The following is a 15141-nucleotide window of genomic DNA, read 5'->3' as shown; positions in this document are numbered from 1 at the left end:
CAAAAGCTTGCCTGTTCTCGCCCGTCCGATTGCATGTCTGCTTAGGCTTCACGTTATGGCAGATGGTTCCGATACGACGCTGACGGCTGATCAGACCGCCTCCGGGCAGGCCCCCAACGGGCTGGTCGCGGGCATCAAGTCGTTCGCCGCCGAGCACGGCGGGGCGAAGGCGGTCATCGAGTACGTCGGCAAGCGCGGTGCCCGCATCGTCCTGGTGGGGGTCGACGGTGCCTGGGGCGACCAGTTCGCCGAGGACACCGTGACCGCCCGTGCGGCCTGCGCGCAGGCCGGGGTCGCCGTGGAGAACGCCTGGGAACGGGAACTGATGGACCAGATGCGCCCGAGCAACGACCTCTGGCGTTCGATGGCCCGACGTACGATGGCCCGTTGAGATAAATTGACCGATCACCACCAGCCGACCCGGGGGAGACCCCGGGTCGCTCTCATTACCTGTACCGAGCTGGCCGACCTCGACGACGACGACCGTCTCGTCCTCGCCCCCCTGGCCGCCCGTGGGATCACCGTCGACGCCGTCGTCTGGGACGACCCGAGCGTCGACTGGGCCCGCTACGACCTGTCCGTGCTCCGCTCGCCCTGGGACTACTCGTCCCGGCGGGACGAGTTCGTCGCCTGGGCCGCCCGGGTGCCGCGACTGGCCAACCCGGCGGACGTGGTGCGGTGGAACACCGACAAGCGCTACCTCGACCGACTGGCGGCGGCCGGTGTGCCCACCGTCCCGACCGGTTGGGTGCTGCCCGGCGAGCCGTGGCAGCCTCCCGCCGACCACGGTGAGTACGTCATCAAGCCCGCGGTGAGCGCCGGTAGCCAGGACACCGGCCGCTACGACCTAGCCGACCCGGAGCATCGGGACCTCGCCGTGGCGCACGTCCGCCGGCTCGGGGCGGCCGACCGGGTGGCCATGGTCCAGCCGTACCTACGCGAGGTCGACACGGCCGGTGAGACCGCGCTGCTCTTCCTGGCCGGTCCGGCCGGGCTGACCTACAGCCACGCCATCCGCAAGGGCCCGATGCTGACCGGGCCGGACGAGGGCGTCGAGGCGCTGTACAAGGTCGAGGAGATCACGCCACGGACGGCCCAACCGGCGCAGCTCGCCGTCGCGGCGCAGACCCTCGCGGCGGTGCCGGGCGGGTCGGACCGCCTGCTCTACGCCCGGGTCGACCTGATTCCCGGTCCCGACGGCGCGCCGGTGCTGGTGGAGCTGGAGCTGACCGAACCCTCGCTGTTCCTCGGCCATGCCGACGGTGCCGCCGAGCGGCTCGCCGACGCCATCCGCGTCCACCTGTCCCGAGCTGGTCGCTGAGCGGCTGTCACCCGGCGGGTCGGGAGGCGGCTGTCACCCGGCCGGGTGGGCCGCGGCAACCACCTCGTGGTCGGTCGGTTGGTGCGGGGGCGGGGCGTCGGAGCGGGCGGGTCCGGCGGTGCGGGTCGACCAGAGGGCGGCCAGGGTGGCCAGCCAGACCAGGCAGGCACCGAGCATGTGCAGCCCGACCAGCAGCACCGGCAGATTCGTGAAGTACTGCACGAAGCCGATCACTCCCTGAGCCAGCTCGACCAGGAGCAGGACCAGCGCGGCGCGCACCGCCCGCGCCGGTGCGCCCACCGCGCGCAATGCCAGCCACAGGCCCACGGTCAGCCCGACGAGCAGGAACACCAGGTCGGCGTGGATCTGGGAGATCGTCTGCGGGTCCAGGCCGTTGCGGACGGCGTCGGCGTCACCGGCGTGCGGCCCGCTGCCGGTCACCGCCACCCCGACGAGGACGACCGCCGCGCTGACCACCACGGTGATCCAGACGAGGGCCCGCAGCGCCGACGGCACCACCGAGACCAGGCGGCCGTCCGGCTCGACGACCCGACGCCACAGGGCGTACGCGGCCAACAGCAGCAGCATCGACACCACGAAGTGGATGCCCACGATCGAGGGGTGCAACTGGGTGCGGACGGTGATCCCGCCGATCACCGCCTGCGCCACGATGCCGAGGACGACGGCCACGGCCAGCGGCACCACCCCACGGCGACGGGGCCGGTGCGCGAGCGCGGCCAGCAGGGTGGCGCCGGCGATCAGCACCAGGACGAAGGTGAGCAGCCGGTTGCCGAACTCGATCACCCCGTGCACGCCCATCTCGGCGGTGGTGGTGTACGACTCGTCGGTGCACCGGGGCCAGGTGGGGCAGCCCAGACCGGACGCGGTCAGCCGCACCGCCCCGCCGGTGACGACGATGACGACGTTCGCGACGATGTTGGCGAACGTCAGCCGACGCAGCAGGGTGGCGGAGACCAGGTCTCGGACGGGTCGCTTCACGTGGCGAATCCTACGCACCGTAGTTGTCGCCGATCGGGTGACTCCGCCCGAGTGGTGGCTCGGATCACCGGGGTCACGTTTGCGGGCCCTGATTGATTTACGTAACGTGGGCGTTGTGAAAAAGGCGGCAGGGCTCTCCGGGCACCAGCCGACGGCCGACCCGGTCGCCGGCCGGTCGCTGCCCCGCGCCGACGTTCCGCCTGCTCCGCAGGCCCAGGCCGGCATCCCGGTCTCGGCCGGGGAGCCGTCGACCCGTGATCGGGTCACCCTGCTGCTGTTGGAGCGGCGTGCCGCCACCGCCGCCCAGTTGGGCGACGCGCTCGGGCTCAGCCCGGCGGCGATCCGCCGCCACCTGGACGCGATGCTCGCCGACGGTGATGTGGTGGCCCGCGAACAGACCGTACGCGGTCACCGTGGGCGGGGCCGACCGGCGAAGGTGTTCCTGCTCACCGACGCCGCCCGAAGCCGGTGTGGCACCCACCACTACGACAACATGGCCACCGCCGCGCTGCGCTGGATCGCGCGTACCGGCGGCTCGCGTGCGGTGGAGAAGTTCGCCGCCGAGCAAGTGGCCGCCCTGGAGGCGCGTTGTCGCGCCGCCCTGGCCGACGCCGGCGACGATCCGATGGCCCGTGCGGAGGCACTCGCCGCGGCGCTGACGGCGGAGGGATACGCTGCCAGTGCCTCCACGATCGCCTCCGGCGGCCAGCTCTGCCAGCATCACTGCCCGGTGGCGCACGTGGCCGCCGAGTTCCCCCAGTTGTGCGAGGCCGAGACCACGGTGATCTCCCGCCTGGTCGGTACCCACGTGCAACGCCTGGCCACCATCGCGCACGGCGACGGGGTGTGCACCACGCACATTCCCGGGCCGCCGTACGCCCAGTCCGGTAAGACCGTCACCACTGTGAGGACAGATAGATGACCGAGCAGATCGTCCAGCCACTGACCCAGGAGGAGCAGCTCGCCGCCCTGGGTAACTACGAGTACGGCTGGGCCGACCCGGACGTCGCCGGGGCCTCGGCCCAGCGCGGCCTCAACGAGGCGGTGGTGCGGGACATCTCGGCCAAGAAGAACGAACCGGCCTGGATGCTCGACCTGCGCCTGAAGGGTCTGCGGCTGTTCGAGCGCAAGCCGATGCCGGCCTGGGGCGCCGACCTCACGGGGATCGACTTCGACAACATCAAGTACTTCGTGCGCTCCACCGAGAAGCAGGCCGCCAGCTGGGAGGACCTGCCCGAGGACATCAAGAACACCTACGACAAGCTGGGCATCCCGGAGGCGGAGAAGCAGCGCCTGGTCGCCGGTGTCGCCGCCCAGTACGAGTCCGAGGTGGTCTACCACAAGATCCGCGAGGACCTGGAGGAGCAGGGTGTCGTCTTCCTCGACACCGACACCGCCCTCAAGGAGCACGAGGACCTGTTCAAGGAGTACTTCGGCACGGTGATCCCGGTCGGCGACAACAAGTTCGCCGCGCTGAACACCTCCGTGTGGTCCGGCGGCTCGTTCATCTACGTGCCGAAGGGCGTGCACGTGGAGATCCCGCTGCAGGCGTACTTCCGGATCAACACCGAGAACATGGGCCAGTTCGAGCGGACGCTGATCATCGTCGACGAGGGTGCGTACGTGCACTACGTCGAGGGCTGCACCGCGCCGATCTACTCCTCGGACTCGCTGCACAGCGCCGTGGTGGAGATCATCGTCAAGAAGAACGCCCGGTGCCGCTACACGACCATCCAGAACTGGTCGAACAACGTCTACAACCTGGTCACCAAGCGCGCCGTGTGCCACGAGGGCGCCACCATGGAGTGGATCGACGGCAACATCGGTTCCAAGGTCACCATGAAGTACCCGGCGGTCTACATGACCGGCGAGCACGCCAAGGGCGAGGTGCTCTCGGTCGCCATGGCCGGTGAGGGGCAGCACCAGGACGCCGGTGCCAAGATGGTGCACGCGGCGCCGCACACCAGCAGCACCATCGTGTCGAAGTCGATCGCCCGGGGCGGCGGTCGGACCTCGTACCGGGGCCTGGTGCAGGTGTTGGAGGGCTCGTACAGCAGCGCCAGCACGGTCAAGTGCGACGCGCTGCTGGTCGACACCATCTCCCGCTCCGACACCTACCCCTACGTCGACATCCGTGAGGACGACGTGTCGATGGGGCACGAGGCGACCGTCTCCAAGGTCAGCGAGGACCAGCTCTTCTACCTGATGAGCCGGGGCCTGAGCGAGGACGAGGCGATGGCGATGATCGTGCGCGGCTTCATCGAGCCGATCGCCAAGGAACTTCCCATGGAGTACGCCCTGGAGCTCAACCGCCTGATCGAGCTGCAGATGGAGGGCGCGGTCGGCTGACCTGCCGCCGCAGCCCGACCGGTCGGGCCGGGCGAGGCTCGGCCCGAGGGGCCGGGAACACCGGCCGGCCCGCCCTCCGGTTAACCAGACCGCCGTCGTAGAACAGACCAAGGACGAGATGACTACCCAGGCTTCCGCGCCGCCGAGCACCAAGTCGCAGGCGCTGCGTTCGTACGATGTCGCCGACTTCCCGGCCCTGACCGGCCTGGAGGAGGAGTGGCGTTTCACCCCGCTCAAGCGGCTGCGTGGGCTGGTCGGTGACGACCAGACCGCCACCGGCACGGTCCGGCACGAGTACGCCGACCTGCCCGAGGGCGTGTCCGTGGAGCGGATCGGCCGCGACGACCCGCGGGTCGGCAACGTGCTCACCCCGTTCGACCGGGTCAGCGCGCTGGCCTACGGCGGTGCCGAGCAGGCGCTGCTGGTGCGGGTGGCGCAGGACGCCGTGATCAGTGGCCCGACCGTCATCCGGGTGGTCGGTGACGGTGCCGAGGGTCTGGCCTTCGGACACGCGGTCGTCGACGTGGGTCGGTTCGCCGAGGCGGTGCTGGTGCTGGAGCACGTCGGGTCGGCCACCCTGGCGGACAACGTCGAGGTGACGGTGGGTGCCGGGGCGAAGCTCACCCTGGTCACCGTCGCCGACTGGGCCGACGACGCGGTGCAGGCGCAGCACCTGAAGGTGCGGCTGGGACGCGACGCGCGGGTGCTGCACGTCCAGGTCACCCTCGGTGGCGACCTGGTCCGCCAGTACACCACCGTCGAGTACACCGATCGGGGCGGCGAGGCGGAGCTGTACGGCGTCTACTTCGCCGACTCCGGCCAGCACCAGGAGCACCGCCAGCTGGTCGACCACACCGTGCCGGACTGTCGCAGCTACGTCGGCTACCGGGGCGCGTTGCAGGGGGAGAGCGCCCGTACCGTCTGGGTCGGCGACGTGCTGATCCGGGCCGAGGCGACCGGCACCGACACGTACGAGATCAACCGGAACCTGCTGCTCACCGACGGCGCGCGGGCCGACTCGGTGCCGAACCTGGAGATCGAGACCGGCGAGATCGCCGGGGCCGGCCACGCCAGCGCGACCGGCCGCTTCGACGACGAGCAGTTGTTCTACCTGATGGCCCGGGGCATCCCGGAGGCCGAGGCACGCCGCCTGGTGGTGCGCGGCTTCTTCACCGAGCTGCTGAACAAGATCCCGGTGGAGCCCCTGCGTGAGCGCCTGGGGGACGCGATCGAGGCTCGGCTCACGAAGGCGGGCGTCTGATGATCCGCATCTGCGCCGTCGAGGACGTGCCGAAGGGCACCGTGATCAGCGCGGACGTCGACGGCACCCAGATCGCGCTCGTGCACGGTGAGGACGACCAGTTCTACGCCGTGTTCGACGAGTGCTCGCACGCGGCCGTGGCGCTCTCCGAGGGAGAGGTCGAAGGCTGCACCCTGGAGTGCTGGCTGCACGGCTCCCGCTTCGACCTGCGTACCGGCGAACCCACCGGGCCGCCGGCCATCGAACCCGTACCCGTCTATCCCGTCGAAGTCCGCGACGGTGACATCTACGTCAGTCTGACGCCGAGCAATGGAGTGACCCGATAATGAGCACCCTGGAGATCCGCGACCTGCAGGTGTCGGTGAAGCTGCCCGAGGGTGAGCTCAAGCCGATCCTGCACGGTGTCGACCTGACCGTGAAGGCGGGGGAGACCCACGCGATCATGGGCCCGAACGGCTCGGGCAAGTCGACCCTGGCGTACTCGGTCGCCGGGCACCCGAAGTACGAGATCACCGGCGGTTCGGTGACCCTGGACGGCGAGGACGTCCTGGAGATGTCCGTCGACGAGCGGGCCCGCGCCGGTCTCTTCCTCGCCATGCAGTACCCGGTCGAGGTGCCCGGCGTCTCGGTGGCGAACTTCCTGCGTACCGCCAAGACCGCCATCGACGGGGAGGCGCCGAAGCTGCGCACCTGGGGCGGCGAGCTGCGCGGTGCCATGGAGCGGCTGCACATGGACCCGGCCTTCGCCCAGCGCAACGTCAACGAGGGCTTCTCCGGCGGTGAGAAGAAGCGCCACGAGATCGTGCAGCTGGAGCTGCTCAAGCCGAAGGTGGCCATTCTCGACGAGACCGACTCCGGCCTCGACGTGGACGCGCTGCGCGTGGTGAGCGAGGGCGTGAACCGGGTGCGCGACACCGGCGACACCGGCCTGCTGCTGATCACCCACTACACCCGGATCCTGCGCTACATCAAGCCCGACTTCGTGCACGTCTTCGTCGCCGGTCGAATCGTCGAGCAGGGCGGCCCGGAACTGGCCGACAAGCTCGAGGAAGAGGGCTACGAGCGGTACGTCGCCGGGGCTGGTTCGGCGCGGGCCTGACCTCGAAGGAAGGGTCGGTCACCAGGATGACCACCATCGCGATCCCGCCCGGGATGCCGCAGTACGACGACGTGCCCCGCTACGACGTGGCGGCGGTACGCGCCGACTTCCCGATCCTCGGGCGGGAGATCAACGGGCATCCGTTGGTCTACCTGGACAGCGCCAACACCTCGCACAAGCCGCGCCAGGTGCTCGACGTGCTGGCCGCGCACTACGCCCGCCACAACGCCAACGTGTCCCGCTCGGTGCACACGCTCGGCACCGAGGCGACCGAGGCGTACGAGGGGGCCCGGGCGAAGATCGCCCGGTTCGTCAACGCGCCGAGCGTCGACGAGGTGGTCTTCACGAAGAACTCCACCGAGGCGATCAACGTCGTGGCGTACGCGTTCTCCAACGCCTCGCTGCGCCCCGACGGTGATCCCCGGTTCCGGTTGGGGCCGGGTGACGAGATCGTCATCTCGGAGATGGAGCACCACTCGAACATCGTTCCGTGGCAGCTGTTGGCCGAGCGGACCGGCGCGACGCTGCGCTGGTTCCCGGTCACCGACCAGGGCCGGCTGGACGAGTCGGGCCTGACCGACCTGGTCAACGAGCGGACGAAGATCGTCTCGCTGGTGCACATGTCCAACATCCTCGGCACCGTCAACGCCACCTCGCGGATCACGGCCCGGGTCCGCGAGGTGGGTGCGCTGCTGCTGCTGGACTGCTCGCAGTCGGTGCCGCACATGCCGATCGACGTGGTCGACCTGGACGCCGACTTCATCGTCTTCACCGGGCACAAGATGTGCGGCCCGACCGGCATCGGCGTGCTGTGGGGGCGTGGCGAGCTGCTGGCGGCGATGCCGCCGGTGTTCGGCGGCGGCTCGATGATCGAGACGGTGGCGATGGGCGGCTCCACGTACGCCCCGCCGCCGGCCCGCTTCGAGGCGGGTACCCCGCCGATCGCCGAGGCGGTCGCCCTCGGGGCGGCCGTGGACTACCTCACCGGCGTCGGCATGCGGGCGATCCAGTGGCACGAGAAGGAGCTGACCGCGTACGCGCTGGACGCCCTGGCCACCGTGCCCGGTCTGCGGATCTTCGGCCCGGAGGTGCCGGTCGGTCGGGGCGGCACCATCTCCTTCGCGCTCGGCGACGTGCACCCGCACGACGTGGGGCAGGTGCTCGACTCCCTCGGGGTACAGGTGCGGGTGGGTCACCACTGCGCCCGGCCGGTCTGCACCAGGTTCGGGGTGCCGGCCACCACGCGGGCCTCGTTCTACCTCTACACCACCACCGAGGAGATCGACGCACTGGTGGCGGGTCTGGAGCAGGCGCGGAAGGTGTTCGGTTGATGCAGCTTGAGTCTCTTTACCAGGAGATCATCCTGGACCACTACAAGCATCCGCACGGTCGCGGGCTGCGTGACGCCGCCGACCCGGCCGACCAGGTCGGCGAGGCGCACCACGTCAACCCCACCTGCGGTGACGAGATCACCGTCCGGGTGGCCACCGACGGCGAGACGCTGCACGACGTGTCGTACGACGGCATGGGGTGTTCGATCAGCCAGGCGTCCGCGAGCGTGCTGCACGAGCTGCTGACCGGCCGTGGTGCGAGCGAGGCGTTCGAGGTGCACGAGGCGTTTCTGACGCTGATGTCCGGTCGTGGTCAGGTCACGCCGGACGAGGACGTACTCGGCGACGGGGTGGCGTTCGAGGGCGTCGCCCGCTATCCCGCCCGGGTCAAATGCGCGCTGTTGCCGTGGATGGCGTTCAAGGACGCCGCGGCACGCGCCGGTGTGGGCGCGAGCCCGACGGAGGTGAAGGCATGACCGAGGAGACCAGCAGCACGCCGGAGTCGGGCGCGGTGGCGACCGACGGCGCGGCGACCCCGGCGACCGGCGGCGCGGCGACCGGCGGTAAGGCCGCCGTCGCCGACGTCGAGGAGGCGATGAAGGACGTCGTCGACCCGGAGCTGGGCATCAACGTGGTCGACCTCGGCCTGGTGTACGGCGTGCACGTCGACGACGACAACGTCGCCACCCTGGACATGACGTTGACCTCGGCGGCCTGCCCGCTGACCGACGTGATCGAGGACCAGGCCCGCCAGGCGTTGACCACCGGCCCCGGTGGTGGCCTGGTCAACGACATCCGGATCAACTGGGTCTGGCTTCCCCCGTGGGGACCGGACAAGATCACTGACGAGGGGCGCGACCAGCTCCGCTCCCTCGGTTTCAACGTCTGACAGCTCCTCCGGGCAGACTCCGGAGTGCATCCTCGGGCGCGGCATCCACCGGGTGCCGCGCCCGAGGCCGTTATGGAGGCACCTTCCCGTCGTGGCGGCGAGCCTGCCGGGCACGGTCAATGGGCGATCCCGCACTGTCGAGCTGGGAGCGCGGACGCATCGCGGCATCGAGTCACTCCGACGGTCGCAGCGGCGTGGTCGGATAATCCGTGGCGCCGCCGCGACGGGCGGCCGCAGCATGACCCAGTGAGTGAGGCGTACCCGACGAACTCGTGTCCTGGCGTCGTTGCCGCCACCGCTCGTCGGCAGCGGACCGCGGCGGACGGCATCTCACCACGGCGTCCGTCGTGACCGGCGCGTTGCTCGCCGGTCTGGTCGCCGGCTACGGCGTGGCCGTCCCGGTCGGCGCGATCGCCGTGCTGATCCTCGGGCTCGCCGCGCGGACCTCGTTCCGGGTCGGCGCGGCCGCCGCGCTCGGGGTGGCCACCGCCGACGGGTTGTACGCCGGTGTCGCGGCGTTCGGTGGCGCGGCGGTCGCCGGTGGGCTCGCGCCGGTGGCCGGGCCGCTGCGGCTGGTCGGCGCGACAGTGCTGCTCGCCCTCGCCGCCCACGGCGCGTGGCGCGCCCTGCGGGTGCGTGGCCCACGCCGGTCCCCGAACCGCTCGCCGGTGATCGTCCCGGCCGTCTCGTCGGCCGGCGGCGTGGACCAGCCACCGGCGGACGACGCGTCGCCGGGACCTGGCCTGCCGGAGCGGGGCGGGATGGCCACCCCGGCCCGGGCGTTCGCCGGGATTCTCGCGCTGACCCTGCTCAACCCGGCCACCATCGTCTACTTCACCGCCCTGGTGCTCGGCCGTGGTGACCCGGCCGGGTCCGCCCTCGCGGCCGCGCTGCTCTTCACAATCGGTGTGTTCGTGGCCTCGGCCAGCTGGCAGTTGCTGGTGGCAGCGGGCGGCACACTGATCGGTCGGGCGCTCACCAGTGAGCGCGGACGCCTGCTCACCGCCCTGCTGTCGAGCGCGATCATCACGGTGCTCGCCATCAGCATGCTGCTCAACGGATGATCCGTACCCGGAGCCAGGGCCGGCCCGCCGCCTCGTCGCCGGTCCGAGGTGACGGTTTCGGCGCTCGGCGCTCGGCGGGGGCGATCTCGCATGCCGTACGGTCAGGGGATGAGTAGCCGACCTGCGGCCGGGGGCGGCCGGTGGGTCGACGTCGACCCGGCCCGGACCAACCGCTGGGTCGCCGGCTTCACCGACCGGCACGGCCCGCCCGCCATCACCATCCAGGAGTACGGTCTACTGCTGACCGCCCCGGACCGTGCCAGCGCCGGGCTGCACACCCCGCCGGGTGCACCGGCCACCACCGATCTCGATGCCTTCGTTGCTGCTGCGCTCGCGCCGCGCCGGATCGGCCTGCTGCTGGCGCGCAAGGGGGCGGTGGCGATGGGGATCGCCGAAGGGGAGCGGCTACCGGTGCACAAGGTCGACACCCGTTACGTGCAGGGGCGTACCGCTGCGGGTGGTTGGTCCCAGCAGCGGTTTGCTCGCCGCCGGGACAACCAGGCCAAGGCGGCGTTGGCCGACGCGGCGGAGCTGGCGGTGCGGCTGCTGCTGCCGGAGGCGGATCGCCTGGACGCGGTGGTCGCCGGCGGTGACCGGCGGGCGGTGGACGCGATCCTCGCCGACCGGCGACTCGACCCGCTGGCGGCGCTGCGCGCGGAGCGGCTGCTCGACGTTCCCGAGCCCCGGTACGCGGTGCTGCTCGACGCGGTCACCGCCGCTCGCGCGGTCCGCATCCTCGTCCGCGACCCCACCTGACCGACGCCCCCGACCGATGTAGGAAGGGCCCCTTTTTAACACGAGCGGTGAGAAGGGTTCCCTTCTATACCGCAGGCGTTAACAAGGGGCCCTTCCTTGCACCTCAGACCGCGCCGGTGAACGTGTCGCAGGAGGCCGGGTCGCCGCTGTCGTATCCCCGGTTGAACCACTGCTTACGCTGCTCCGACGAGCCGTGGGTGAACTCGTCCCGGTTCACCGGCCGGTTGGCCCGCTTGGAGATGGCGTCGTCACCGATGGCCTCGGCGGTGTCGATGGCCTCGGCGATGTCCCGCTCGGTGATGCTGGTGAAGATCTTCTGCCCGCGCTCGTCGGCCGTGCCGGTGGCGTTCTTCGCCCAGGCTCCGGCGTAGCAGTCGGCCTGCAACTCCAGCCGTACCGACAGCTCGTTGGCGTTGCCCGGGTCGCGCTGCTGCTGGCGGCGGACCTGCTCGTTGGTGCCGAGCAGGTTCTGCACGTGGTGGCCGTACTCGTGGGCCAGCACGTACGGCTGGGCGAACTCACCCTCGGCGCCCAGTTGCCTGGCGAGCACCTCGTAGAAGGAGAGGTCGATGTAGACCAGCGAGTCGGCCGGGCAGTAGAACGGGCCGACGCCGGAGTCGGCCTGGCCGCAGGCGGTGTTGACGGCCTGGCTGAAGAAGACGGTGCGGGTCGGGCGGTACTGCTCGCCGAGGGACTCCGGCAGGGCGGTGCGCCAGTACGCCTGGATCGAGTTGACGTAGAGGGTGTTGCGGCAGTCGAGCTGCTCAAGGGCGTTCTCGGCGGAGCAGCGCTGCTCCAGCGCGGCGTTGTCACCCTGCTCCTCGCCGCCGGTCATGGCGTTCAGGCCGAAACCGCCACCGACGAGGGCCACCAGCACGGCGATGACGATGCCGACGATGCCGCCGCGCCCGCCGCCGATCGGGATGGGAATGCCCATCCCGCCGCCTCCGCCGCTACCGCGCCGGTCCTCCACCTGGCTGGTGTCTATCCGTGCGTTCTCGTTCAGCTCCATGGTGACCCCGATCAGTCTGTGGCTCATGGGCCGGAACCGGGTCCGGTCCGCCATCCGGTACCCGACGATCTTGGTCGGTAATCCGCGTGGAGTGTCGGCCGGGGCCCGGTACAATCGACGCCGTGCTGCGCTGCGAAGGCTGAACGCCCCGCGCCGACGGGTCACCTCGACTCGCCGGCGCTTTCGTGTGCCCTGAGTCAGCCCTTCGGATCCCGAGAGCGAGTACCGCGAAATGATCACTGCCACCGGCCTGGAACTGCGTGCCGGATCCCGGATCCTGCTGTCCGACACCACGCTGCGGGTCCAGCCCGGCGACCGGATCGGCCTGGTCGGGCGCAACGGCGCCGGCAAGACCACCACGTTGAAGGTGCTCGCCGGTGAGGGCCAGCCGTACGCCGGCCAGGTCGACCGGCGCAGCGCCGTCGGCTACCTGCCACAGGACCCGCGTACCGGCGACCTGGACGTCACCGGCCGGGACCGGGTGCTCTCCGCCCGTGGCCTGGACGTGCTGATGGCCGGGATGAAAGAGCTGGAGGCCCAGCTGGCCGAGGGCGGCGACGAGCGCCTGGTGCGCCGGTACGGCGCGCTGGAGGACCAGTTCGCCGCGCTCGGCGGGTACGCGGCGGAGGCCGAGGCGGCCCGCATCTGCGCGAATCTGGGGTTGCCCGACCGGGCCCTGGCGCAGACCATCGGCACCCTCTCCGGCGGTCAGCGTCGCCGTATCGAGCTGGCCCGGATCCTGTTCCGCGACGCGGGCGAGAACGGCGGCGGGATCCTGCTGCTGGACGAGCCCACCAACCACCTCGACGCCGACTCGATCACCTGGTTGCGGGGCTTCCTCGCCAATCACAAGGGTGGGCTGATCGTGATCTCCCACGACGGCGACCTGCTGGAGTCGGTGGTCAACAAGGTGTGGTTCCTGGACGCCACCCGCAGCGTGGTCGACGTCTACAACCTGGGCTGGAAGGCGTACCTGGCGGCGCGGGAGACCGACGAGCGTCGTCGCCGCCGGGAGCGGGCCAACGCCGAGAAGAAGGCCGGCGCGCTGATGGCCCAGGCCGACAAGATGCGGGCCAAGGCCACCAAGACGGTCGCCGCGCAGAACATGGCCCGCCGGGCCGAGCGGCTGCTGTCCGGCCTGGATGAGGTCCGGGTCGCCGACAAGGTGGCCAAGGTGCGGTTCCCGGCTCCGGCGCCGTGCGGCAAGACCCCACTGACCGCGACCGGCCTGTCCAAGTCGTACGGCTCGTTGGAGATCTTCACCGACGTGAACGTGGCGGTGGACCGGGGCTCCCGGGTGGCCATCCTCGGGCTCAACGGCGCCGGCAAGACCACCCTGTTGCGGATGCTCGGCGGGCTGCTGGAGCCGGACACCGGCGAGGTACGCCCCGGTCACGGACTGCGGTTGGGTTACTACGCTCAGGAGCACGAGACGCTGGACGTGGAGCGGACCGTGCTGGAGAACATGCGGGCCGCCGCGATCGAGCAGACCGACACCGAGCTGCGGAAGATCCTGGGCGCCTTCCTCTTCTCCGGCGAGGACGTCGACAAACCGGCCGGTGTCCTCTCCGGCGGGGAGAAGACCCGGCTCGCCCTGGCCACGCTGGTCTGCTCCGGCGCCAACGTGCTGCTGCTGGACGAGCCGACCAACAACCTGGACCCGGTCAGCCGGGAGCAGGTGCTCGACGCCATCGCCCGCTACCCGGGCGCGATCGTGCTGGTCACGCACGATCCGGGTGCGGTGCTGGCGCTCAAGCCGGACCGGGCGATCCTGCTGCCGGACGGCGACGAGGACGCCTGGAGCGACGATCTGCTGGAACTGGTCGAGCTGGCCTGAGATCGGCGCCACGTCACCTATCGGGAAGCTGACATCGCATAGCGTGTCGGTTGGCGAATAGTTGATATCTGGCGCATGATCGTTCGAGACGGTCTAATAGGTGGGACCGTATCCGAACCGCACAGTCTGGGACGTGAGGACACAGCATGGCAGCCACTGGCACAGCCACCAGCACTGAGAAGGGTCGCCGGATCGTCGGAGCCGAGCGTCAGACGCTCGCGAAGGACCTCGTCAAGCGGTACACCGGGGGCGAGAGCATCCGGGCGCTCGCGGCCTCGACCGGGCGATCGTACGGGTTCATCCACCGCGTGCTCACCGAGTCCGGGGTGCAGCTGCGGCAGCGCGGCGGCGCTCGGCGTCGCAAGAAGGCGTGACCCGCCCGTCAGCGTCGTCCATCAGCACCGCCACCACCACCGTGACCCGGGCCGCCCGGTGACCGCCGAGGCGACCGGGGTCCGGCTGGAATGCGACGGGCCGGTCGCCACTGTCACCCTGTGCCGGCCCGACGTGCTCAACGCGCAGACACCGGCGATGTGGCGCGCGATGAGCGACTTCTCCCGGGAGCTGCCCGGCGACGTACGCGTGGTCGTGGTGCGCGGTGAGGGGCGAGCCTTCTCCGCCGGCCTCGACCTGTCGGTGGCCGGTGCCTCCGGCCCCGGTTCTTTCGCCGAGCTGACCACCCTGTCGGAGCAGGAGTGCGCCGACCGGATCGCCGAGTACCAGGGCGGGTTCACCTGGCTGCACCGGCCGGACGTCATCTCGATCGCCGCTGTCCAGGGGCACGCCATCGGTGCCGGCTTCCAACTCGCGCTCGCCTGCGACCTGCGGGTGTTGGCCGAGGACGCGACGTTCTCCATGGCCGAGGTGACGCTGGGCCTGGTCCCCGACCTGGCCGGCACCAAGCGTCTGGTCGAGCTGGTCGGCTACCCGCGTGCCCTGGAGATCTGCGCCACCGGGCGACGGATGGGCGCGGCCGAGGCCGACCGGATCGGCCTGGCCACCCTGGTGGTGCCGCGCGCCGAGCTGGACGGCGCGGTGCGTGACCTGACCGCCGGGCTGCTCGGCCACCACCGGGACGCCGTCGTCGAGATCAAGGCACTGCTTGCCGGAGCCGCCGGTCGTACCCACGCCGAGCAGCAGCGCGCCGAGCGGGAGGCACAGACCAGGCGGCTGCGGGATCTCGCCGGTCGAGGAGAATAGTAAGGACCGTTCGGGAAGATCCG

At 70.8% G+C, this 15141-nt stretch carries 17 protein-coding genes; 15 read left to right on the top strand and 2 right to left on the bottom strand.

Annotated elements, in window-relative coordinates; all coding sequences use genetic code 11:
• The first annotated feature begins 55 nt into the window (after positions 1–55).
• Both FF096_RS14895 and FF096_RS14890 read left to right on the top strand, forming a co-directional pair.
• The gene (locus tag FF096_RS14895; RefSeq protein WP_155218438.1) at positions 56–391 is read left to right on the top strand and encodes a hypothetical protein; all 336 of its coding nucleotides are present in this window, start codon (positions 56–58) and stop codon (positions 389–391) included.
• A gap of 6 nt (positions 392–397) precedes the next feature.
• Positions 398–1321 carry a RimK family alpha-L-glutamate ligase gene (locus tag FF096_RS14890; RefSeq protein WP_155218437.1) on the top strand — a complete coding sequence of 308 codons (924 nt, stop codon included), beginning with the start codon at positions 398–400 and terminating at the stop codon, positions 1319–1321.
• 33 nt (positions 1322–1354) lie between these two features.
• Here FF096_RS14890 and FF096_RS14885 read toward each other — a convergent pair whose 3' ends face one another.
• A complete protein-coding gene (locus tag FF096_RS14885; RefSeq protein ID WP_375335342.1) occupies positions 1355–2338 on the bottom strand; it encodes a heme A synthase in 984 nt (327 codons plus the stop codon).
• A 97-nt stretch (positions 2339–2435) separates the two neighbouring features.
• Between FF096_RS14885 and FF096_RS14880 the strand changes: the two genes are divergently transcribed.
• The 10 genes from FF096_RS14880 to FF096_RS14835 all read left to right on the top strand — a co-directional run bounded on the left by FF096_RS14880 (position 2436) and on the right by FF096_RS14835 (position 11069).
• Entirely contained in the window at positions 2436–3242 is an 807-nt protein-coding gene (locus FF096_RS14880; protein ID WP_375335341.1) for a helix-turn-helix transcriptional regulator, read from the top strand.
• A complete protein-coding gene (gene sufB / locus FF096_RS14875; protein WP_155218435.1) occupies positions 3239–4669 on the top strand; it encodes a Fe-S cluster assembly protein SufB in 1431 nt (476 codons plus the stop codon). The genes FF096_RS14880 and sufB overlap by 4 nt, the downstream gene beginning before the upstream one ends.
• A gap of 118 nt (positions 4670–4787) precedes the next feature.
• Positions 4788–5930, top strand: coding sequence for a Fe-S cluster assembly protein SufD (gene sufD, locus FF096_RS14870; RefSeq protein ID WP_155218433.1), 1143 nt, complete (start codon positions 4788–4790; stop codon positions 5928–5930).
• Complete coding sequence (locus tag FF096_RS14865) at positions 5930–6256, top strand: non-heme iron oxygenase ferredoxin subunit (RefSeq protein WP_155218431.1); 327 nt, start codon at positions 5930–5932, stop codon at positions 6254–6256. The genes sufD and FF096_RS14865 overlap by 1 nt, the downstream gene beginning before the upstream one ends.
• Positions 6256–7029, top strand: coding sequence for a Fe-S cluster assembly ATPase SufC (gene sufC / locus FF096_RS14860; RefSeq protein ID WP_155218429.1), 774 nt, complete (start codon positions 6256–6258; stop codon positions 7027–7029). Before FF096_RS14865 ends, sufC begins: the two co-directional genes overlap by 1 nt.
• Before the next feature lie 26 nt (positions 7030–7055).
• Positions 7056–8360 (top strand): cysteine desulfurase, encoded by a 1305-nt coding sequence (locus FF096_RS14855; RefSeq protein WP_155218427.1) that lies wholly within the window; start codon positions 7056–7058, stop codon positions 8358–8360.
• Complete coding sequence (gene sufU / locus FF096_RS14850; RefSeq protein WP_155218425.1) at positions 8360–8836, top strand: Fe-S cluster assembly sulfur transfer protein SufU; 477 nt, start codon at positions 8360–8362, stop codon at positions 8834–8836. Before FF096_RS14855 ends, sufU begins: the two co-directional genes overlap by 1 nt.
• Positions 8833–9249 (top strand): metal-sulfur cluster assembly factor, encoded by a 417-nt coding sequence (locus tag FF096_RS14845; protein ID WP_155218423.1) that lies wholly within the window; start codon positions 8833–8835, stop codon positions 9247–9249. The genes sufU and FF096_RS14845 overlap by 4 nt, the downstream gene beginning before the upstream one ends.
• A gap of 347 nt (positions 9250–9596) precedes the next feature.
• Positions 9597–10313, top strand: a complete 717-nt coding sequence (locus tag FF096_RS14840) for a LysE family transporter (protein ID WP_309223330.1) — start codon at positions 9597–9599, stop codon at positions 10311–10313.
• 108 nt (positions 10314–10421) lie between these two features.
• Positions 10422–11069 (top strand): acVLRF1 family peptidyl-tRNA hydrolase, encoded by a 648-nt coding sequence (locus FF096_RS14835; protein ID WP_155218421.1) that lies wholly within the window; start codon positions 10422–10424, stop codon positions 11067–11069.
• Between the two features lie 103 nt (positions 11070–11172).
• Here FF096_RS14835 and FF096_RS14830 read toward each other — a convergent pair whose 3' ends face one another.
• Entirely contained in the window at positions 11173–12081 is a 909-nt protein-coding gene (locus tag FF096_RS14830) for a neutral zinc metallopeptidase (protein ID WP_155218642.1), read from the bottom strand.
• A 232-nt stretch (positions 12082–12313) separates the two neighbouring features.
• On the opposite strand from FF096_RS14830, the gene FF096_RS14825 reads away from it, so the two are divergent.
• From FF096_RS14825 to FF096_RS14815, 3 genes are all read left to right on the top strand, one after another.
• On the top strand, positions 12314–13918 hold the full coding sequence (locus tag FF096_RS14825; protein ID WP_155218419.1) for an ABC-F family ATP-binding cassette domain-containing protein: 1605 nt from the start codon (positions 12314–12316) through the stop codon (positions 13916–13918).
• A gap of 146 nt (positions 13919–14064) precedes the next feature.
• The gene (locus tag FF096_RS14820) at positions 14065–14292 is read left to right on the top strand and encodes a helix-turn-helix domain-containing protein (protein ID WP_007072022.1); all 228 of its coding nucleotides are present in this window, start codon (positions 14065–14067) and stop codon (positions 14290–14292) included.
• Positions 14293–14350: 58 nt separating this feature from the next.
• Entirely contained in the window at positions 14351–15118 is a 768-nt protein-coding gene (locus tag FF096_RS14815; RefSeq protein ID WP_309223329.1) for an enoyl-CoA hydratase/isomerase family protein, read from the top strand.
• The last annotated feature ends 23 nt before the right edge of the window (positions 15119–15141 follow it).

The organism is Micromonospora sp. CP22 (assembly GCF_009712475.1).
In the GTDB taxonomy this organism is placed as follows: Bacteria; Actinomycetota; Actinomycetes; order Mycobacteriales; family Micromonosporaceae; genus Micromonospora.
Note: the sequence above shows the minus strand (reverse complement) of the source record. Positions and strands in the feature narration are given on the sequence as shown.